Origin of the sequence: Pseudovibrio flavus (assembly GCF_009711345.1) — a bacterium.
Lineage (GTDB): Bacteria > Pseudomonadota > Alphaproteobacteria > Rhizobiales > Stappiaceae > Pseudovibrio > Pseudovibrio flavus.
Genome location: NZ_SMMA01000062.1, coordinates 89,809 through 110,618 on the forward strand (window position 1 = coordinate 89,809; position 20,810 = coordinate 110,618).

A 20,810-nucleotide genomic window follows, 5' to 3' on the forward strand; every position below is an offset into this window, starting at 1 on the left:
GTATGAGCGTTTCATACCGCAAAACGAGAACCTATAGCAGCAAACATTAAGGCAGTTTTTCGTAGTCGCCTTGTCGCCTAGCAGGGCTAAGCAACCGCTTAATTTCCTGCTAGAAAAGTCGGCTAGCTGTTACATAACCTTGGCAGCCTCACGCAGAGCAGAGAGAAACGCCACACCAGCAGGCGAAAGCTGACCGCCGCGGCGGTAGGAGACCCCAACAGGACTTTCGCCAAACGGAACAGTCCAGTTAATCTGCTCCAATGCACCGCTTGCAATATCCTGCGCGGCAACGTGGGCTGGCATCAGACCAATGAAGTCACGCGCCTGAAGCAGTGAGCGGTTGGTAAGGTAGGAGACCGATTCCACCGAGACCGGCGGTACATACTGGTCTTGATTGATAAAATACTGGTCGAGTTGGCGGCGTAGGCTTGTCTCAATCGGTGGTACGATCCAGCCAAACGGCTTCAGCTCATCAAACTCCAGCGCTTTCTTGCCAACAAGCGGATGCCCTTTGCCGACGACCGCAAGAATACGCTCATCAAACAGCTTTTCTTGAGAAAGCTCGCTGCGATGGCGATGCGTTGGCAATCTTCCAACCACAAGATCAATCTCACCTGAGCGTAGCGCTGGCATAAGCACCTCGTTGGTGCCCTCAACCAGCTTGATGGCAACCTTTGGCCGCTCTTCTAAAAGCTTCTCGATTGCGAGGGGCAAGAGATGCGGGGATGCAGCAAGCAGAGTACCGACGACAACGCGCCCGCTGCTGCCTTCGTTAAGGTCATCCAGCTCCTGTGCGGCATTAGAAACCTGCGCAAAGATCAGTTTGCCATGGCGGATCAAGGCCTCACCGAACGGGGTTGGTACAACACCGCGATTGGTACGCTCAAAAAGCTGCACCTCGAAGTCTAGCTCAAGGTCCTTGATCATCTTGGTCGCGGCGGGCTGGGAAACGTTCAGCTCATGCGCCGCGTTCTGGATGTTGTTATGCTTGCCTACCGCCACCAAAAGCCTGAGTTGTTTAAACTTCAGACGGGTGAGAACACGTTCTACGATACGGGTGTGTCGTGCAGCCAAGCTTGCCTCCTACTGCGCACTCCCTGAAAGGTACTCATATCGAAAAGAGTACGCGCAATTAATGCCTAGAGCGTTCAAGCTGGCCCGTCAGCTAAAACACTTAGAAAACGATCGGTTTAGTCTCCTGCAACACACAGCCAACAACACTCATTGCGGCAAGAGCGGAACTGCGGGGATTATCGGGCAACGCATTTCCCAGAATACGGAATTCAAAGCTTCCAAAATCGCCGGTGACTTCGATCTCATGAATGTTTACCGAAATGGCCGGATCGGCAACCAATACAACTTCTGTCTCATCAAAGCCGACACCAGACAGGGCTACAGCCGCAGCGACATTAGCGTTTTTAGGATATTCCAGCGCCGCTTGACGTGCTGTTCCCACAAAGTGGGTTTGGGGTCTATCGCCAAGGTTTTCCAAGTCGATGCTCTCTTGAGCGGGAGAACCGAGCCAGCCTTTAGGCGGCTTGCGCCCTGTGTAGCGCACTTTAGTCAGGTTACCGACCCGCGCAGCCCGCAGCGTATCGAGCGCGCCAATTGCACCGCTTGCCAAATGGAGCTTGCTATCGCCCTCAAGCGCGGCGTCTTCCAAGGCGGCTTCCAACGCCTTATCCGCCAAGGCGCCAATGGAGACTGTCGTTAAATCAAATCCAGCCCTTAAAACATCTGTTCCGTATTGGCGTAATGCTTCATGGCCAGCACAATCGATCACATGGTCAAGATCATCGGGCAACTCGGCGACGGAGCCTACATATAAAGGCCCATCATTAGGAATTGGGCTCATCTGCGCTATGCGGGCAGGACGCAAAAGCACTGCTCCAATCTCATGCCCGTGCGCTTCCAAAGCGCGTCTTACAAATTGAGCGATTGCCCCGTTTCCGATCAAACCAAGTTTCATCAGCAGCCTCCATTTGCTCAATTTATACTTTTATTCCAGAGGCCTAGGTATCCAATTTGGTTATATCGAGATTTGTTCTTTAGATTTGGATTCTGCTCGGGTTTTTGTTGGTATCGCATCCAACGAATATTTATCCGGGTGTGCCATGTCGGTTCAAAACTCTCACAAAATAGGTGGATCGCCTCTGCGACGGGAAGATCATGTTCTCGTGCGTGGACGAGGTGTGTTTACCGATGACGTGAAGCTGACGAACCCGTTGCATGTAGCGTTTGTGCGCTCGCAAATCGCATCCGGCGAGATTGTAGAACTGGAAACTGAAGATGCGCTGGAGGCTGAAGGCGTTGCTGCTGTTCATACAGGGGCAGATGTTGCAGACCTTGGCAGCCTCTCTGTTAATCCTGTTCTGCCAATCAAACATCTTCCGCCGTTTTCCGTGTTGGCGCAGGCGACGGTGCGCGGGCTGGGACAGCCGGTAGCGGCTGTCTTGGGTGAAACCGCTCTGCAAGCCGCTGACGCAGCAGAACTCGTATATGCCGAGATCGAGCCGACCGAGAGTTCCCCGATTCTTGTAGCGGAGAAAAATTGGTCGAACGCACAATACGAGGAGGCAGCAGCTAAAGCAGACCATGTGGTGTCTTGCACCATTCAGCACCCTCGCCTTGCGCCCTCCCCTATGGAGCCAAGATCAATCGCGGCCGCTTATGACGCGGAAACTGATTGCGTAACCGTTTGGCACTCCACCCAAACACCGCACCGTACCCGCTCAGAACTCGCCGCTATTCTTGGTATTGAAGCGAAGCGCATTCGTGTCATCGCTCCACATGTGGGCGGTGCATTTGGCATGAAAGCATCGCTTTACCCTGAAGATGTCTTCGTAGTTTGGGCTGCGCTCAAACATAAGCGCGATGTGAAATGGACCGCGACCCGCTCTGAAGAGTTTCTTTCCGCAACCCACGGCAGAGGCATCAAGAGCGAAGGTGAGCTGGCGCTTTCAAGCGACGGTACATTCCTCGGGCTGAAGGCTATGGTTGAAGGCCCTGTTGGCGCTTGGCTGCCAAACAGTGGTCTTATCACAGCGTGGAATGCAGCCCGCGTGTTGCCATCAGGTTATGCTGTCCCCGCTCAAGACATCACCACTCAAGCGGTAATGAATAATCTCGGCCCTACCGGCATTTATCGCGGAGCGGGCCGACCTGAAGCAAACTGTTTGATGGAGCGGCTTATCGACAAAGCCGCGGCTGTAAGCGGGATCGACCCCGTTGAACTGCGCCGCAAAAACCTTATTCCTGCAACAGCTCTTCCTCATAACACCCTGACAGGGAACACACTGGATTCAGGCGATTATGCCAAGGCCCTCGACGTTTTGTGTGAGGCCGTAGACTACCCTGCCCTACTTGCTGAGCAAACACGATGCCGCGCAGAGGGACAGCTTGTTGGCATCGGCATCGGGTTTTATCTGGAGCCCTCCGGCAATGGCTGGGAAACGGCTCGCGTTACCCTAAACGAAGACGGCAGCGTTGTTGTCGCTAGTGGCAGCTCATCACAAGGGCATGGCCGCGAAACCGCCTTTGCCCAGATCGCAGCAGATGCTCTTAACATCGACATAGACCAGATTTCCGTTTTGCTGGCCGATACAGCAAAAACTCCGGAAGGGATTGGCGCTCTTGCCAGTCGCTCCACCGCCATTGGTGGCAGCGCGGTTCTTAAGGCGTGCGAGGAAATTACATCACGCTTGGAGGCTAGCGAAGCGCTGCCGATCACAGCAGACGTTCGCTATGAGAACAAGGGCCAAGCGTGGGGCTATGGGGCCTATCTTGCGCAGGTTTCCATCTGCCGCAGCACAGGTGAGCTTAGCGTCGAGCGCATCACCTGCGTTGATGATACCGGAACCATTGTGAACCCCAAACTGGTGGAAGGGCAGATCCTCGGCGGCTTGGCTCAAGGGCTGGGCGAAGCCCTCATGGAGAGCATTGTCTACGATGAAGACGGTCAGCTTTTGACCGGCTCCTTCATGGACTACGCCATGCCCCGCGCTGCCGATATCCCAACGATCGATATTCATAAGTTCGAAACGCCTAGCCCAATGAACGCATTGGGCGCCAAGGGCGTTGGCGAGGCAGGCACGATTGGCGCTCCGGCGGCCATTTTGAATGCCGCCGTGGATGCACTGCGTCCGCTTGGTGTTACCGACCTGACCATGCCTCTTACCAGTCAATCTTTATGGCGTGCCATTCGCAGCGCCGAGCAAGGAAAAAGCTGATGAAATACTCTAGGCTAGATGCCAAGGATTACGCGCGTGAAAATATGCGCGGTATTTGGGCTGCTGCCCTGAACCCGTTCAACGAAGACTTTTCTTTCAACGAAGCGGGTCTGCGCTCCAACATCCGTCACTGGGTGGATGATCTTGATATTCAGGGCCTGTTTATTGCCGGTAAGCAGGGCGAGTTCTTCTCCATGAGCCTTGAAGAGCGCAAGCGCAACTTCGAGATCGCGGTTGAAGAATGCGACGGCAAAGCGGGCACCATCATGTCTGCATCAGACCAGAACTTCGACACTGTGATCGAGCTTGCCAAGCACGCGCAGAACTGCGGCGCTGATTATATTGTGGTGCATGCGCCGATCCTTCACTTTGTGACCGATCAGGACGACACCGTTTACAATTACTACAAGGCGATTTGTGAGCAGGTAGACATTGGCATTGCCATGTGGAGCCATCCAGACAGCGGCTATTTGATGAGCCCTGAGCTTTGCGCCCGCATTGCTGAGCTACCGAATATCGTTGCCATCAAATACTCCGTTCCGCGCGACATGTACGTGAAACTTAGCCACATGGTTGGCGACAAGATCCACGTCTCCACCGCATCTGAGGCAGAGTGGCTTGAGAACATCGAAGAGCTGAATTGGAAGCTCTACCTGTGCTCTTCTCCGCCATATCACCTGCAAACCAAGAATGACAAACGCATGCATGAGTACACCCAGCTTGCGTTCCAAGGCCGGTTTGAGGAAGCGCGCAGGGTGCGCGACAGCCTGAACCCTGTTCGTGAAGCCATGAAGCGCACGAAACCGGGCGGAAAGCCTCAGGCCCACGGCAAATACTGGCAGGAACTGCTTGGGCAGGTAGGCGGGCCAGTGCGCGAGCCACTGCTCCAATTGACAGAAGAAGAAAAGGCCGCAACCCGCGAGGCTTTCGCAGCCTGCGGTCTGAAGCTCTAACGCCACGAGGGAGATCGCTTTATGGAAATGTCCGGTGAACACATCATCCCTGCGAACCGTGAGGCGGTTTGGGCTGCGCTTAATGATGCAGGCGTTTTACAAGCCTGCATTCCAGGCTGCGAGGAAGTGGTGAAGTCTTCCGACACCGAACTGTCTGCAAAGGTTCGCTTGAAGATCGGCCCTGTGAAGGCGCGCTTTTCAGGTGATGTGACACTCTCCGATATCGTTGCTCCGGAAACCTATGTCATTTCCGGCAAAGGCAATGGCGGTGTTGCTGGCTTTGCAAAAGGCGGAGCGAGGGTTCACCTTGAAGATTTGGGTGACGAGGGCACAAAGCTCACCTACGAAGTGGAAGCGGCTATCGGCGGCAAACTGGCTCAGCTCGGCCAGCGTCTTATAAAATCCACTTCTGAGAAACTGGCGGCGCAGTTTTTCGATAGTTTTGCAGCCCAGTTCGAGCCTGAAGCGGCATGAACAAAATCTCCCTCACTGTGAACGGAAACAAGGTTGAGGCCAGCGTCGAAACACGCGTGTTGCTATCGCAGCTCCTGCGCGAGGAACTTGGCCTCACCGGCACCCATGTTGGCTGTGACACAAGCCAATGCGGGGCCTGCACCGTGCATTTGGATGGCGAAGCCGTCAAATCCTGCTCGGTGCTTGCTGCCGCCTGCGACGGCGCGAAGGTAGAAACAATCGAGTCGCTGTCGGACCACCCGTTACAGGAGGCCATGGTTCGGCATCAAGGCTTGCAATGCGGCTTCTGCACGCCGGGCGTCGTCATGTCCGGTTTGGATATGATCCGCCGTCATGGCTCCTCCTTAACCCGTGAGCGCATTGCCGAGGAACTGGAAGGCAACATCTGCCGTTGCACCGGCTATCGCGGCATGGTCGATGCAATCTACGAGGTCTCTCAAGATGTATGAGACTGCCTACGCCCGCCCTCGCACACTTGAAGAAGCGGTAGAGCTTTTACAAAGCGACGAAGATGCCAAGTGCCTCGCAGGCGGCATGACTTATGTACCCACGCTAAAGCAGCGCCTTGCCATGCCAAGTCTACTTGTTGATTTGTCTAGACTACTGTCCCGCGACATTGCTGTTGCCGACGGTTTTTTGACCATTGGCGCAGGCGCGCGACATGTGGATGTGCAGAGAAGCCAGATTGTGCGTGAAACACTACCTGCACTAGCTGAACTTGCAGGCCTCATCGGTGATCCGATGGTACGCAATCGCGGCACAATCGGCGGTTCCCTTTCCAATAACGATCCTGCTGCTGACTATCCATCTGCCGCACTTGCGCTTGATGCGCAGATCACCACAACAAAGCAGCAATACGCTGCTGCAGACTTTCTCTCCGGCATGTTCGAAACCCTGCTGGATGATGACGAGATCGTCACTCACGTTCGCTTCAAAATTCCGGTTTGCGCTGCCTATTCCAAGTTTGCCAGCAAGGCCTCTGGCTATGCAGTTGCAGGCGCTTTTGTTGCCCGGTTCGATGATGATGTTCGTGTAGCTATTACCGGCGCTGGCCCGTGTGTTTTCCGCGCGGATCAGTTGGAAGAGGCTCTGAAGGGCGATTTCAACGTTTGGGCTCTAAAGGGCAAAACGATCGAACCGGAGGGGCTTTTGTCTGACATGCATGCCGACGCCGAATACCGCGCGGCGCTTGCAGTCGAGATGACAAAACGCGCTGTGCACCAGATCACTGGCGCTTAACGGGAGGCGGCGAAATGTCTGGTGAAGCCCTCGCCTTGCTCTCGGCATTTTTCTACGGGCTTGCGGGCGTCAGCATTGCCAAAGGCAAAAGCACAGCGAAAGGTGACAACGGCGTCTTTCTCTCCGTGGTCATGACCGCCCTTCTCACTCTCGTTCTCTGGCTTGGGTGGGGCAACGTTTCGATACCCTCCCTTTTCACCGCAGAAAACACTGGTGGTTTGGCCTTCTTCGTAATTGCAGGTCTTTGCGCCAGTGTGCTTGGCCGCTCTGCCATGTACCGTGCTACGGAGAGAATTGGCGCGTTGAAGGCAAGCCTTTTCCGCCGTTTGATACCGGTCTTCGCGGTTCCTTGTGCCATCATTTTGCTGGATGAGTTGCCCGCACCGCAGGCCATCATTGGCGGCGGCGTTATCCTGATTGGTGTGCTAGCCTATATGGGTGCACCGCGCGGGTGCTCGCAAAAATCCTGCGCTTATGGCGATATGCTTGGTATTGCTTCGGCCCTATTTTACGCCTCTGCCTACAGCTTTCGCAGCCTTGGTCTTCAGGATATTCCAGACCCTGCACTCGGCACGCTGATCGGTGCTGTAGTCGGAGTTTTATGGTTCGCTATTGCGGCCGCTTTATCCGCTGCGCCCAAAGCTGCCATCGGACGGTTGCTGCTTGATAGAGGGCGGTGGCAGTACATCACCGCGCTCTCGTTGAGCTTTGGCCAGACCTTACAATTCTTCGCGCTTCAGTCTGCGTCCGTGCCAACCGTTGCGGTGCTCGGCGCGCTGGAGGTGTTTTTCTCTGCCATGTTGGTTGCCTTTGTCTTCAAAACGGAAACGTTGAGACCGATACGCTTTGCCGTTGCCAGCGCATTGGCAACGCTTGGCACCTTTATTGTGTTTGTTTGAGATGCTTTAGGTATCCGCATTTTGGATATCTGAATTCTGCGAAACCGATGTTCTGATGCAAAACGATAGCATACAGTTCGCACTGCAATTTATAGTCGCTCTGTTCTCTTAGGGAATTGCTGCGGAGGGAGGATTTCATGAGCCAACACCCAACACTCAAGCCATTCAACTTTCACAAGTGGGTGGAAGACAACGCCGACAAACTGAAGCCGCCAGTTGGCAACCAGCTGCTTCACAAAGAAGGCGATATGATTGTGATGGTTGTTGGCGGCCCGAACACCCGCATGGACTTTCATGATGACCCTGTCGAAGAATGGTTCTTCCAGATCAAGGGCGACATGATGTTGAAGATCGCAGATGGCGGCAAAGTCTACGACGTGCCAGTTCGCGAGGGCGAAGTGTTTATGCTTCCTCCCCATGTTCGCCATGCCCCGCAGCGCCCGCAGGAAGGTTCCGTTGGAATTGTTGTTGAGGCGCCGCGCCAGCCAGGCATGAAAGAAGGCTTCGAGTGGTTCTGCTTTAACTGCGAAGGTCTTGTTCACCGCGCTGAGGTCGCTCTTGATGGAGCTGAAGGCATCGTCTCTGCCCTGCCTAAAATCTACGAGGCATTTGATGCGGATATGGATGCGCGCACCTGCCCAAGCTGCGGCACAGTTCACCCGGGTAAAGGCAAGCCGCCTGAGGGCTGGGTAAAGCTGTAACTCTAAACAGTTTTGACTGATCTAAATCAGGTCTGTCAGTGTCTCACTGGCAGGCCTTTTTCTTTTGTTCGTCTGAGATCGAAGTAGCTCCATAGGCGAGAGATGATTTTTACGCGTTTATTCCGCGCAAAGACCCCTTGGTCGCTATGAAGAGTGCCTATGAAAGCCTTTAGTTAACCCAAGTTAGAACGGCAAAAAGGGAGGCTATGAAAGCCTCCCTTTTCACTGAGGACCGTAAACAAGCCGCTATAGGAACATCCACAAGCTGAGCATATTCACGATAAACACGAGCAGAACCGCAACGAGGGTGTAAGGAACGATACGGTTGAAGTCGAGGTTGAAGTTCGCAAGGTATGGCAGCGCGAAGAATGGAATGATCATGTTGGTCAGACCGTCGCCGAGCTGGTATGCGCAGATGATGGTTTTCAGCTGAGCACCGGTTTCGATAGCAGCCGGAATGATGTACGGCGCTTCGATAACGAACTTGGAACCACCCGATGGAACAGCAATGTTCAGCAGACCGGAGTAGATGAACGCGATCAGCGGGAAGGTGTCACCGTTGGAAATGGAGATGAACCAGTTCGCGATGATGTGGCCCAGACCACTGTCGGAAATCATGCCGAAGATACCCGCATAGAACGGGAACTGCAGAACAAAGCCCCAAGTGCCATTCAGACCAAGACGGATGTTTTTGCAGAACAGGTTAGGGTTGCCGCAAAGCACCATGCCAAGGCACAGAATGAGGAAGTTGTAGTTGTTCAGCGAAAGGCCGGTAAGACCTGCAAGCCAGAGGTTGTAAAGGCTCCACGCAAGACCGGTACCGCCAACAATATACATCATGAGATGGCTATTGTTCATGCGGGCAGCAGGTGTACTGCGGTCAATGCTGTCTTCGCTTTCGACCTTGGTTACTTCACGAACGAACTCGTCGTCGATCTCTTCGATCTTGGAAGGGTCCTTTGGTGACATAAACCAGCAAACTGCGATGGAGATAGCTACACCAGCAGCAAGGGTCAAAATGAAGGCTGGAGATGCAACGGTATCTGCAAGCGAAATAAACTCAGGAACAAGGTCCTTGTACTCGCCTGTAACCATGCTCTGCAGGTAACCAGGAGATGCCGCAAACAGAGCTGCTGCACCAGAGATACCTTCGGAACCTGGCATAAACTGCAGGAAGATAACGGTTACCAGAATTGGCTTGTGAACTTTAATGCCGCGCAGCTTGGCTTGAGCAAAAAGTTCACGGCCCAGCATGATGCCACCCATCATACCGATACCCCAGTGAAGGTAACCAAGTACTGCTGCACCGATACCACCAACCATAATGACGCCAAGAGGCGTTTTAGGCTGGCTAGCGATCCAGGACAGAAGGCGTTTTGCTGGTGGAGATGCTGCAACAGCAGTACCGGCCACAAGCAGAACAGTCATCTGCATTGTAAAGGCGAGCAGGTTCCAGAACTTACCGGTCCAAGAGTTTACAAGGTTTACTTGTTCACTCGGGCTCCACAACGGCATGTCTGTGAAAGCAACTGCGAGAATGGCAACAATGATGGTCAGCGCCATACAGAAAAAGAAGGAATCCGGCACCCAACGGATAAACCAATCAATATAGGCATCCATAAAGGACCGTTTCTTCAGGTCCGCACTTTTCCCGTTCATAGATGTTTCCTTGATAGCTAAAGGAAGCTCCCCCGTTAAATCCCCCCGGGGGAGCTCTCCTATTTAAAGGGAGTAGATCACTTTGCCGTTCGCATCTTCACCAATGCGCTTGATTTCTTGCCCAACACAAACGTCACAGCCGTCTTCGTAGCCTTCCACCAACGAAGCAAAGCGGTCACCGTTCTCGTCTTCCAGAATGGCGGTCAGGTAAGGTGTCTTGTCCTTGAAGTCCTCGGTGGATGAGTAAACAACCGAGTAGGTGTAGAGTGTGTACTTGCTCATAGCTTAACGACCTTTCAGGATGGTGATCACACAGGTTGCAGCCGTGCCACCAAGGTTGTGTGCGAGGCCGATGTCGGCTTTGCGGATCTGACGCTCTCCCGCGTCACCACGAAGCTGTGTGACAAGTTCAAAGATCTGGCTGATGCCTGTGCCGCCAATCGGATGGCCTTTGGCTTTCAAACCACCACTAGTGTTGATTGGCTTTGCACCGTGCAGGGCTGTCAGACCTTCTGCTACTGCATCACCGCCCTTACCCGGTTCAAAGAAACCAAGGTCTTCGGTGTTGATGATCTGGGTAATGGTGAAGCAGTCATGGACTTCTGCGAGGTCGATATCAGCAGGTTTCAAGCCAGCCTGAGCATAGGCCTGAGCTGCTGCAGCTTTTGCAGCACCGAACGAAGTGATGCTTGCTTTCGATGCAAGAGTGAGAGAGTCACCTGCATGACCGGACGCGATGATATCAACGCGGCGGTGTTTGGTAGCAATGCTGTCGGCAACGTCAGCATTTGCAATGACGATGAATGCAGCACCGTCGGTGACCAAAGAGCAGTCAAACAGCGAAAGCGGGGATGCAATTGGATCTGCTGAAAGGATTTTCTCCAAGGAGAAGTCTTTCTGCATCTGTGCATCCGGGTTGAGAAGAGCGTTCTGGTGCGCGTTGTATGCAACCATGCCCATCTCTTTTTTCACATTGCGGTACTCATAGAAGTACCGGTTTGCGATCATTGCAAAGCATGCCGGGAAAGTGAAACCCTGCATTGCTTCCAATTCAAAGTCCATCGCCGATGCGATACCGGTTGTAACGGTCTCAGTAGGCTGATGGGTCATCTTTTCAGCGCCGCCAACCAGAACGACATCGTACTCGCCCGCAGACACAGCCATAATCGCCATGCGCAGTGCAAGACTGCCAGATGCACAAGCACCTTCGGTACGTACGGTTGGAACATTGCCAAGGCCAAGGGCCTCACTAACCATAGGACCCATATGGCCCTGACCGGTCAGGAACTGGCTGTTGAAGTTGCCCATATAAACCGCTTGGATGCGTTCTTTTTCAATACCGGCGTCTTCAATAGCTTTGGTACCAGCTTCCTTGATCAGATCCCGGAGGGAACGATCAGCAAGGCGACCCATTTTGGTTTCGCCAATGCCAAGGATAGAAATCTTTTTCATTTTGGCGCCCTTAGTTGACGGTCATTTCTTTGAGGTTTTCATCGACGGTGAAGGACGCTTCGGTACGAGCGCGGATTTCATCAACGGTGACATTCGGGGAGATTTCTCTCAGCACGAGGCCTTCCGGGGTTACTTCAAAGAAGCCCAGTTCGGTCACGATAGCGCTGAGTACGCGCTCACCTGTGAGTGGGTAGGTGCACTTCTTGAGGATCTTGGCACTGCCGTCTTTCGCGTTGTGCTCCATAGTGGCGATAACCTTCTTGGCACCGCAAACCAGATCCATCGCGCCGCCCATGCCAGCCATTTTGCCGCCAGGAACAAGCCAGTTTGCAATGCTGCCTTCTTCGTCCACCTGCATTGCGCCAAGAACGGAAAGCTTCAGGTGGCCACCACGGATCAGACCGAAAGAGGTCACGCTGTCTACGATCGCGCCGCCTTTGTTGATGGTGATCGGGTTTTCGCCTGCATCAGTACAGAACGGGTTGATTGGCTGCTCAGGGTCATGAGGACCAAAGCCAACGATACCGTTTTCTGCCTGAAGGTAGATTTTTGTGCCCGGTGTCAGGTACTTAACTGCAAGGTTTGGAAGACCTGCGCCAAGGTTTACGGTGTCCCCGTCTTTGAATTCTTTTGCTACGCGAGCGGCGATAAATTCTTTGCTATTCATGGCAGCCCCTCTCAAGCCTGAACCATAACGTCGACAAGGATGCCCGGAACGTGGACTTCCTGCGGATGAATGCTGCCAGCAGGCTCGATTGGGTTGTTCACCTGTACGAGAACAACGTCTGCTGCGTAGCACATGATCTGGTTGAAGTTGCGCTGGGTGAGATTGAAGACGAGGTTGCCTTCTTCGTCGGCACGGTCTGCTTCGATGATTGCAACGTTGCCGCGGATCGGGCTCTGATACAGCCAGTCCTGACCGTTCAGGTGGGTGCGTTCGCCCCACTTGGCTTCCACCATGGTTCCAAGGCCAACCGGTGTAAGAATGCCGCCGAGACCAAAACCGCCTGCGCGAATACGCTCTGCAAGGCTGCCCTGCGGGCACAGTTCCAGCTCGATCTTGCCTTCGTCAACCATCTGCGGCAGGCAGGTCATACGACCACACCAAGAGAAGATGCACTTTTTGACCAGTCCGGCAGCAACCAGACGACCCATTCCCTTTTCTGTGGTGTTACCATCGTTGTTTACAATGGTGAGGTCTTTCTGGCCTTGCTTGATCATTTCATCAATGATCCGCTCAGGCGTACCGTTGGCGTAAAAGCCACCACCCAGAACGATATCGCCGTCCTTAATGTGGCGTACTGCCTCTTCCAGATTCAAAATTTGAACCACAGTTCACTCCCGTAATTTATGTTTCTTGATTGGCCGTTGGTGCTTGTTGCGCAGTGCACCAACAGCTGAAAGTTCAAGGAGAGCGCCCGTGCGTACTCATTACGCTTATTGGCACGTTCACCCCCCAAAGCATGGCATTGCGAGTAAAATTCAGATCGGTAGTTTGTTGTTTTCGCTCGGCTATCTCCGCTCATCAGATGATCTGCGCAGATATGAAAACGTAAGAAACACGGGCTAGATGACCGGTCGCGAATTGTTAAAGCCAGCAGCACAGCAGGGCATGCGCCAACCATTCCTGACGGGTACAAAGCAATGCCTTTGGAAGGTCGGTGCAACCAAAGGAAGACAACGAGACCTGCGCTCGGGACGAACAGTCTCATTCACCCAACTCGCATTGGGCGTTCATTGCCTTTTCAATTGTCAGGAGTACCCAAGGGCCAGCGACAGCTATGCTTTTGGGAATGCCGTTGCCAAGTGATCGGAGCCAACTGCCATCGCCACCTTCGATGAAGTGCTATCTACAGACTGACCACTGGTCGGACCTTTCGCCTTATCAGGCACAAAAACAATTCGTGATCTGCTGGATCAGTTCCTACGGTTCGGCGCAGGGTTTTCAATTTCAACCAATGCTTCGGCTAGCTCCTCGCAGGCATAACCCAAGCACTATTCGGCAAACTGCTCAAATGCCGAAACCGGGTCTGTGCACCCCATTTGGATAGGAAACCCGCAGTCCAAAACCATAGTCGATCAGCAGTATCTAACTCGCTTCTCCTTTTCGCTCTCATATCTGCTGCAAGGATCATTGCAAGTTTTGTCCGATTGTAAAATATCACAGACGAAAAGTGGATTTTGCAAAATTGCAAAATACCCTGTGAAACTTCGTAGATTCGCCGGAAATACTGGCAGAAACCCTCGTTTACCCCTAGGATAATAGGTAGTGCAACGCACAAATGCAGCGATGATCGGGCAAGTACATTTAAACACGAATTGTAGATATTTCAGTCCTCTATAAGCTTTCCAAAATCAATGACTGACGGAGTGGAGGCTTTATTGGGAGCTCTATTCTGTGTCTCTTGAGAGGTTGCTCGGATTACAGATCGAGCGTGGGGGTACTCTTGGAAAATTCAGAACTGTCTGCACGTCATCAACCTGCAATTTCAAGCAAGCAGATCGAAAAACTTCTCTTCTTCATTCAGGTCTGCCGGTCTGGGTCCATTTCCGCAGCAGCTGAAGCCTGCGATATCTCGATTGCGACAGGATCAAGAAAGCTCTGTGAATTCGAGAAAGAACTCGGACTTCAGCTTGTCAAAAGAAACGGGCCTCAGATCCAACTCACCAGAAGCGGAGAGTACCTTTTTAAAAAATCCAAGGATGTCTCCGAGATTGTGGATCGCCTCAATCAGGACATCGAGAGTTTCACTAAAGAGCCCACTGGCCTCATCAGGATTTGCTGTGCCCCAGTGTACGCACGCGGCCATTTAATCCCGATAATTACCGCTTTTTCAAATATTTATAAAAGGATCAATTTTCAGATCGACGTCAATCCATTTGGACTTCGCGACTATGAAAAATACGATATCCTGATCGGAGCAATTTGCAGCTACAACGCATACCTTGAGAACAACTTACCGCTTGTCAAAAAAAGTATTCTTACCGAGCAGTTTATCACCGTCGCCTCGCCAGCATACATCGAGAAGCACGGGAAACCAGAGACCCCTTACGACCTATCCAAACACCATTGTCTTTACGGTAGTTCAATCACCAAGAACAGGAAATGGGCCTACAAGATAAATGGCAATGAAGTTCTTATTCGCTCAAACAACACTGCGGATATCAATGACAGCCATTTGCTGCATCAGGCAGCCTGCCTAGGGTTGGGTGTCGCATATTTACCGGAGTTCATCGTTTCTGAAAGTCTGGAACAAGGCAAACTCACTCGCTTATTCGAAGATATTGAGACCCTTCACTGGCACCTAAACCTCTATCACCAGCCTCTCGGAAATCTCGACATAGCTACCGAGCTTTTCAAGAATTTCTTCTTGAAAATCGCACGCAATGCTAAGTCCGATGATGACATTGCTAGCCTTGTCCAGAACCTTGGTCTGCCAAGCGATGGAAGTCTGGATTGGGCAACTCAGAACAAAGACGAGCAATCATTCTCTCACCCGTGCCTGTTGGCGAGTTAGGTCGTACTTTGGCTGAGGATATTCAGAGCGTGGTTACGAGCTCCAATTCCTGCGTTTAGTTAAACGAAAAAAAAGGGCTGCAATTTGCAGCCCTTTCCCTCAAATCTACAAAGTACTAGAAAAAGTAGTTCGGCAACCAAAGAGCAATCTGTGGAACGAACGTTGTCAAAACCAATGTAGGCATCCAAGCAAAGATAATCATGATCAGTGTAGGCCATATCAATTGGCGTACCGGCACCTGTGTAACTCGTGAGCCTAGATACAGAAGAGGAGCCGTTGGCGGAGTAATATTACCCATACCCAGGTTCACACCCAATACAGCTGCAAAGTGAATTGGGTCCATTCCAGCACTTTGAGCGATTGGTAGGAGAAGAGAGGAACAGAGGATGATGCCAGAGATGTCATCCATCAACATACCGATCAGGATCATCACGAGATTGATCATCAAAAGAACGATGATCGGATTCTCAGAAATCGAGAAAATCAGCTCCTCAGCCATTCCCGGAATATCTTCAAAAATCAGGAAGCGACTTACGATCAGCACCATGAACACCATAACCATAACAACACCAATGGTTACAGCTGCGTCACGTACGGTCTCGAAAAAGATGCGAAGATCGAGCCCCTTATATACGAAGAATCCAATCGGAATGGCATAAACCACTGCAAGACCCGCAGCCTCGGTTGGAGTCATGATACCGCCGTAGATACCACCCAAGATGATAATCGGCATAATTAGAGCTGGAATCGCGCTCTTGGTTTTTTTGGTCAGCTCAAGAGTGAAGTTTTCTGATGAACCAGTCAGCTCAATATCTTTGTATTTGCGCAGCTGCACAAAATTCACAATCACCAACAGGCTGGTTAAGATGAGGCCTGGAACGACTGTGGCGAGGAAGCATTTCAATACCGACTGCTGGGTAACCCAAGCATAGATTAACTGCGCCGCACTTGGTGGGATGAGAAGACCTAGAGGACTTGCACTGATCATAAGCGCCGCACAAAAATGCCTTGGATACTTACACTTTTGGAGATGTGGCATCATTATCGGCGCTATGCAGGTCAGAGTGGCAGCGCCGCTACCAGAGATTGCGCCAAACATTGCACTCGCAATTACGGCAGCCGCGCTCAACCCCCCGCGAACACGACCGAAAACCAACTCAGCAATCTCAACGATTGGCTTTGCGATTTTGCCTCGCTCCATAATGGCACCTGCCAGAATGAACAGAGGAATTGCAAGCAAGATGACGGAGTTCATTTTCCAATGACCGGATGGAAGAAATCCGGATACGTCATGGTCAGCCATGAACGAGATAAGGACCAGAACGCCAGCAAACGCTAACGGAACCGATATGCCAGCCACCAACAGCACGCATATCAGAAGAACTGCGAAAGAAATAATCATTACTTTTGTCCGAGGATCTATGCTGTTGTTTTTATTTACTATCTATCACTGTCGGATCTGTTAGACGTGGACCAACCTTAAGCAACACATAAAGGTGGAGTGCGCTGTAAAAGCCCATCAACGCGAATCCTAGGAGTATTCCGAGGCGTGGAACAACAAATGGGATCTTTAGAGCGATCGTAGATTTCCAATTAGGATAAGCGGCGATCTCATCTCCAATCATAAGAAGCGCCCAATACACCAAGAAACAGGTGATGATCAGCTCAAGGCCAACAATGATGACCTTTCGGATCCATAGTGCTTTGGGATTGGAAAGGATGTTGTCAAAGAGGTCCGCATTGATATGACTGTCTTCATACGAACCAACCGCAGCCCCCATAAAAAACATCCAAAAGCAGATTGGCAGGAGCCATTCCTCATAGGCAAAAAGGTCCGTTTTAAAAATGTACCGGAAAATAACCACAAAAAAGAATGTGAAGGCCATGATCAAGGCAGAAGCAACAATGAAAGCCGACTTGGCTCTAATCATGCTCTGAACAAAACGCCCGAACCTACCCGGCAAATGCTGCGCCAAATCTTTCATTATTGCACCGCTATTTAAATTGGCAGGTGGAACCCACCTGCCATTTATTATTTCAATTCAGTGAAGTTTATTTGCCGAGCATTTGTTTCATGGTCTCAGCGCCAATAGTCTTTTCGACTTGAGGCCAGACCGTATCGCGAACGTGTTTGACGATCACACGACGTTCTTCATCATCAAACTCTACAATCTCCCAGCCTTTTTCCTTCAGTTTGGTTACGAAGTCCTGATTGCGTGCCCAAGCCTGATCAATGTACTTAATAGCTGCGTTCTCAGCGGCTTTACGAACAACGGTTCGCTGTTCGTCGTTCATCTTCTTCCAGGTTTTCTGGTTGGAGTAGATCATAGTGGTTTCAATAAACACTTCGTACGGAATGAAGTATTGACCAACATCGCTTACCGCAAATCCAGTGTAAGCCCATTCCGGCGTACAGCAGATAGCACCGTCAATCGTACCGGACTGCATTGACGGGAACACTTCACCCCAGCTCAGTGTCGTAGTCTGATATCCAAGGCTCTCCATCGTGTCTTTCGCAATCTGCGAACTAAACACTCGGATATTCAAGTCCTTCTTGCCAAGGTCTGTTGGATTTTCAGGCATTGAGGTTGTCACTGCACCTTGGAGGCCTTCACCGATGAGTGAGAGATGCACGAGCCCAGCATCGTCGAGAGTGTCGTTAAGTACACTGTTCAGCGGAGAGCTCATGTCAGTATAGAGCGCCCGCATCTCGTCAAAGCCACTAACCAGGTAAGGTAGGTTCATGATTTCGAGACGCGGGTCTGTATGGGCATAAATGAAGCCATGAACCAGATCCACGTTGCCGCGAACAGAGTCCTCCGCAAGTTCTTCACTTGTACCCAACTGGCCTGCGGGGAAGTACTTTACTTTAAGCCCAACCCCTGCATCCTGAATTTCGTTTGCCATTTCTTCAATAATGGCATTGCCAAAGTGAGCGGCAGGAACCGTACCTGCCAGCTTGAGGCGAAGATTCGCCGCACTTGCAGAATTTGCTGAAATAGCCAGAAATACGCTAGTTAGCGCGAGCGCTCCCAGTTTCCCGAATTTACGCATTACATAATCTCCCATATTATGAAGTGTGCGCCCCGCCTTCCTGGAGAAGACAAAGACAGGGCGCCATTGCGTGCGGTTTCTATTATTTCTTGATGCTGGCAATCGCGGTGATCTCGATAAGGCAACGCTCATCGATCAGACCTGCGATCACTGTTGTTCTAACTGGAGGAAATTCTCCGAAGTACTTGCCATAAACGGCGTTCATTCCAGCAAAGTCAGACCGGTTCACAAGATGGATCGTGACGGCATTGACCAAGGAGATATCACTCCCACACTCTTCAAGCGTGGCAACGAGATTCTTCATGGTTTGTTCGCACTGCGTAACGATGTCAGTACCCACAACAGCATCGTTGTCGTCATAGGCTAAATGCCCACAAAGGTAGACGGTGTCGCCTTCACGAACAGTAGTGGCAATTGGTAGGCCTGGAATGATGCCTTTTACTTCTCTTGTCATTGTATTCCTTATATTTACATGAAGCCGTAGTACGGCTTTTGCGCAACAACCGAATGCACAAAGCGGATGAGTGTATTGAAATCAAAAACAGGGATATTGAGCTCCGCTTGAATTGCTGCGGAGTATGGAGGCATGTCACTGCACTCGAGCAAAATCGCACCGATATCCGGATCTTCCTCTACCATCTGGCGAGCTAGACCGACGATCTCCTCCTCAACCAATTGATGGTTGAAATGGCCTTTACTTGTGGCAATGCCGTTGAACTCAGGCAGATCGCCAGCAGATCGGATGATATACCGATCATGATTGTCAATACCACAAGGGGTCAGCAAGGACGCCGTAAGATCTGCATCATGATCGGCGCAAAGAACGCCAATCTTCTGGCTTCTCTTCAGGCCCGCTTCAATCCAAGTACCTTGAACGAGACTGGAAAGATAAACAGGAATATCGATCTCGTTTGCAACTTCCTGCTGAAAATGTCCGAGATAGCCGCAAGCCCCACAAATTGCCCGAACGCCTTCCATTTCCAGCTTTCTGGCCGTCTCAATGAGCGCAGGAAGCAGAGAACGATCACCAGTGTGGACTCTTTCTCCGTCAGCACCTGGAATAAGCTGGTAGCGCACCGGAAAATCGAAGGTAGTGGCATTCACAACATTCCCCGGCACAAGCGGATAATGAACGTCCAAATGCATTATCCCAACAGTGTAGCCTGCGATAAGCTGCCCTTTTGTAATATGAAAGCGACGATTAGCGGAATGACGATCAACGTAGCCGTAGTTCCGGATTATTTTGTTGGTCACCTTGTCCTCACGAACAACTTGAATTGGCATATCTGACAACAATTCCGCCCAAACGCTGTGTTTGAGTGCCTTTCCTTGTATTTTTCAATGCAGGGAAGGATTTGTTGTCCGGTTTCCCTTTTAAGAAACACACCGCTCAACCAACAAAAAGGACAAATAAAATTTTACGTAATTCACCACATCACATTTCAACGACTTGTACGCTCAAGTAAAAATATTTGTCCTGCTATTCTCCATTTTTTTTGCCGTACAATTTTTTCAATATGTATATTCAAAAAACGATGGTAATCAGCGGACTGCTTAAAACTGATAGAAAAAGTAGATTTTTTTACTTACGCCAACTACCTATGGATCCTGTATGGCTCGAGAATCCAAGCTTACGAATGAAGTCTATGCGTCGCTGCTTCACCAGATTGCTAGCGGAGAAATAAGCGTCGGAAGCAAACTCCCGACAGAGGCCGAATTAGCTCAGACGTATTCTGTTTCGCGATTTGTCATTCGAGGGGCAATCACCCAGCTTCGCTCACACGGTTATATTGAGACCATCCGAGGCTCAGGAAGCTTTGTGACGAAACCCAAGGACAAACCTGAACCCTCCCCTCGGGAGTACATATTTCAACCTTGCACCGACACTCAATTCGAAATGCATGGGCTTGCCGACGTCTTGCTCATCAACGAGATCAGGATGCTTTTTGAAGGTGAGCTGGCTGCGCTTGCGGCTTTGCGCTGGGATGAAAAGGACATGGAAGCAATCGAGGCAGCATATTATGGCGCGATCGATGGTGAAAAGGATCATGATGAGGCCTTACGATATGAAATGGATTTTCATTATTCGATCATCAAGGCTTCCAAAAATGCCTTCGGAGTGGCCTGCTATAACTGGATGAAGCCATATCTGCTAGTTGGTACTAACCTAAATCACCAACTCCACCTCATGTTGCCTAAGCTCTCGCATAAGAAAGTGCTCAAGGAGCACAAGACGATTCTAAAGGCGCTACATGCTCGTGACGCCGAAGCGGCGCGCAAAGCCATGTGTGAGCACATAGCTATTTTCCATTCAGATATTGAGCACACTAAAGATGCGGTGGACTTTAAGAAGTCCAGCTAACCGACAATGTCTCTTCCCAACCTCAAAGACAAAGTAGGACTATTAACGGCATCTGAAATTCAAGGTCTGCGTCCATTTTTGGTAGCTTATCTATTGGACGCCATGACCTCACGTGGCTATCCCATCGATCGCCACTAACTAAGAGCCATCGCTCTTCAACACTCTAGAAAAGCGTAAAGGGAGCAGAAGAATGCGCTTTTTCGATGATGTTAGAAAGGTCTGACCTCCACACACTCGAATAAAAACTCGCGTTACATCTTTTTTCAGTTT

21 protein-coding genes are annotated in these 20,810 nt (G+C 51.2%); 9 read left to right on the forward strand and 12 right to left on the reverse strand.

Annotated features, from left to right (window positions below):
• Positions 1-129: 129 nt before the first annotated feature.
• Together E1162_RS10805 and E1162_RS10810 are read right to left on the reverse strand one after the other, a co-directional pair.
• A complete protein-coding gene (locus E1162_RS10805) occupies positions 130-1,074 on the reverse strand; it encodes a LysR substrate-binding domain-containing protein (protein ID WP_155130575.1) in 945 nt (314 codons plus the stop codon).
• A 100-nt stretch (positions 1,075-1,174) separates the two neighbouring features.
• On the reverse strand, positions 1,175-1,969 hold the full coding sequence (locus E1162_RS10810; protein ID WP_155130577.1) for an aspartate dehydrogenase: 795 nt from the start codon (positions 1,967-1,969) through the stop codon (positions 1,175-1,177).
• Positions 1,970-2,114: 145 nt separating this feature from the next.
• On the opposite strand from E1162_RS10810, the gene E1162_RS10815 reads away from it, so the two are divergent.
• From E1162_RS10815 to E1162_RS10845, 7 genes are all read left to right on the forward strand, one after another.
• Positions 2,115-4,229: a xanthine dehydrogenase family protein molybdopterin-binding subunit gene (locus tag E1162_RS10815; protein ID WP_155130578.1), complete on the forward strand. Its 2,115-nt coding sequence runs from the start codon at positions 2,115-2,117 to the stop codon at positions 4,227-4,229.
• The gene (locus E1162_RS10820; protein WP_155130580.1) at positions 4,229-5,182 is read left to right on the forward strand and encodes a dihydrodipicolinate synthase family protein; all 954 of its coding nucleotides are present in this window, start codon (positions 4,229-4,231) and stop codon (positions 5,180-5,182) included. The genes E1162_RS10815 and E1162_RS10820 overlap by 1 nt, the downstream gene beginning before the upstream one ends.
• 21 nt (positions 5,183-5,203) lie before the next feature.
• Positions 5,204-5,656 carry an SRPBCC family protein gene (locus tag E1162_RS10825; protein WP_155130582.1) on the forward strand — a complete coding sequence of 151 codons (453 nt, stop codon included), beginning with the start codon at positions 5,204-5,206 and terminating at the stop codon, positions 5,654-5,656.
• On the forward strand, positions 5,653-6,105 hold the full coding sequence (locus tag E1162_RS10830; protein WP_155130584.1) for a (2Fe-2S)-binding protein: 453 nt from the start codon (positions 5,653-5,655) through the stop codon (positions 6,103-6,105). Before E1162_RS10825 ends, E1162_RS10830 begins: the two co-directional genes overlap by 4 nt.
• Positions 6,098-6,895 carry an FAD binding domain-containing protein gene (locus tag E1162_RS10835; RefSeq protein WP_155130586.1) on the forward strand — a complete coding sequence of 266 codons (798 nt, stop codon included), beginning with the start codon at positions 6,098-6,100 and terminating at the stop codon, positions 6,893-6,895. The genes E1162_RS10830 and E1162_RS10835 overlap by 8 nt, the downstream gene beginning before the upstream one ends.
• Before the next feature lie 14 nt (positions 6,896-6,909).
• Positions 6,910-7,794, forward strand: a complete 885-nt coding sequence (locus E1162_RS10840) for an EamA family transporter (protein WP_155130588.1) — start codon at positions 6,910-6,912, stop codon at positions 7,792-7,794.
• Positions 7,795-7,931: 137 nt separating this feature from the next.
• Positions 7,932-8,495, forward strand: a complete 564-nt coding sequence (locus E1162_RS10845; protein ID WP_155130590.1) for a 3-hydroxyanthranilate 3,4-dioxygenase — start codon at positions 7,932-7,934, stop codon at positions 8,493-8,495.
• A 246-nt stretch (positions 8,496-8,741) separates the two neighbouring features.
• On the opposite strand, the gene E1162_RS10850 is transcribed toward E1162_RS10845, so the two are convergent.
• The 5 genes from E1162_RS10850 to E1162_RS10870 form a co-directional block, all read right to left on the reverse strand.
• Complete coding sequence (locus tag E1162_RS10850) at positions 8,742-10,154, reverse strand: TIGR00366 family protein (RefSeq protein ID WP_155130592.1); 1,413 nt, start codon at positions 10,152-10,154, stop codon at positions 8,742-8,744.
• 63 nt (positions 10,155-10,217) lie between these two features.
• A complete protein-coding gene (locus E1162_RS10855; protein WP_155130594.1) occupies positions 10,218-10,436 on the reverse strand; it encodes a PhlB family protein in 219 nt (72 codons plus the stop codon).
• Positions 10,437-10,439: 3 nt separating this feature from the next.
• The gene (locus E1162_RS10860) at positions 10,440-11,606 is read right to left on the reverse strand and encodes a thiolase domain-containing protein (protein WP_155130596.1); all 1,167 of its coding nucleotides are present in this window, start codon (positions 11,604-11,606) and stop codon (positions 10,440-10,442) included.
• 10 nt (positions 11,607-11,616) lie between these two features.
• Positions 11,617-12,273, reverse strand: coding sequence for a 3-oxoacid CoA-transferase subunit B (locus E1162_RS10865; protein WP_155130598.1), 657 nt, complete (start codon positions 12,271-12,273; stop codon positions 11,617-11,619).
• An 11-nt stretch (positions 12,274-12,284) separates the two neighbouring features.
• Positions 12,285-12,938 carry a CoA transferase subunit A gene (locus E1162_RS10870; protein WP_155130600.1) on the reverse strand — a complete coding sequence of 218 codons (654 nt, stop codon included), beginning with the start codon at positions 12,936-12,938 and terminating at the stop codon, positions 12,285-12,287.
• A gap of 1,115 nt (positions 12,939-14,053) precedes the next feature.
• Between E1162_RS10870 and E1162_RS10875 the strand changes: the two genes are divergently transcribed.
• On the forward strand, positions 14,054-15,124 hold the full coding sequence (locus tag E1162_RS10875; RefSeq protein ID WP_155130602.1) for a LysR family transcriptional regulator: 1,071 nt from the start codon (positions 14,054-14,056) through the stop codon (positions 15,122-15,124).
• Positions 15,125-15,239: 115 nt separating this feature from the next.
• Here the strand turns inward: E1162_RS10875 and E1162_RS10880 are convergent, their stop codons facing one another.
• The 5 genes from E1162_RS10880 to E1162_RS10900 all read right to left on the reverse strand — a co-directional run bounded on the left by E1162_RS10880 (position 15,240) and on the right by E1162_RS10900 (position 19,462).
• Positions 15,240-16,526, reverse strand: coding sequence for a TRAP transporter large permease (locus E1162_RS10880; RefSeq protein WP_155130604.1), 1,287 nt, complete (start codon positions 16,524-16,526; stop codon positions 15,240-15,242).
• A 31-nt stretch (positions 16,527-16,557) separates the two neighbouring features.
• Positions 16,558-17,109, reverse strand: a complete 552-nt coding sequence (locus tag E1162_RS10885) for a TRAP transporter small permease (protein ID WP_155130606.1) — start codon at positions 17,107-17,109, stop codon at positions 16,558-16,560.
• A 67-nt stretch (positions 17,110-17,176) separates the two neighbouring features.
• The gene (gene dctP, locus E1162_RS10890) at positions 17,177-18,178 is read right to left on the reverse strand and encodes a TRAP transporter substrate-binding protein DctP (protein ID WP_155130608.1); all 1,002 of its coding nucleotides are present in this window, start codon (positions 18,176-18,178) and stop codon (positions 17,177-17,179) included.
• A gap of 82 nt (positions 18,179-18,260) precedes the next feature.
• Entirely contained in the window at positions 18,261-18,632 is a 372-nt protein-coding gene (locus E1162_RS10895; protein ID WP_155130610.1) for a RidA family protein, read from the reverse strand.
• Between the two features lie 14 nt (positions 18,633-18,646).
• Positions 18,647-19,462 (reverse strand): aspartate/glutamate racemase family protein, encoded by an 816-nt coding sequence (locus E1162_RS10900; RefSeq protein ID WP_155130612.1) that lies wholly within the window; start codon positions 19,460-19,462, stop codon positions 18,647-18,649.
• A 328-nt stretch (positions 19,463-19,790) separates the two neighbouring features.
• Between E1162_RS10900 and E1162_RS10905 the strand changes: the two genes are divergently transcribed.
• Positions 19,791-20,540 (forward strand): FadR/GntR family transcriptional regulator, encoded by a 750-nt coding sequence (locus E1162_RS10905; RefSeq protein WP_155130614.1) that lies wholly within the window; start codon positions 19,791-19,793, stop codon positions 20,538-20,540.
• Positions 20,541-20,810 lie beyond the last annotated feature (270 nt).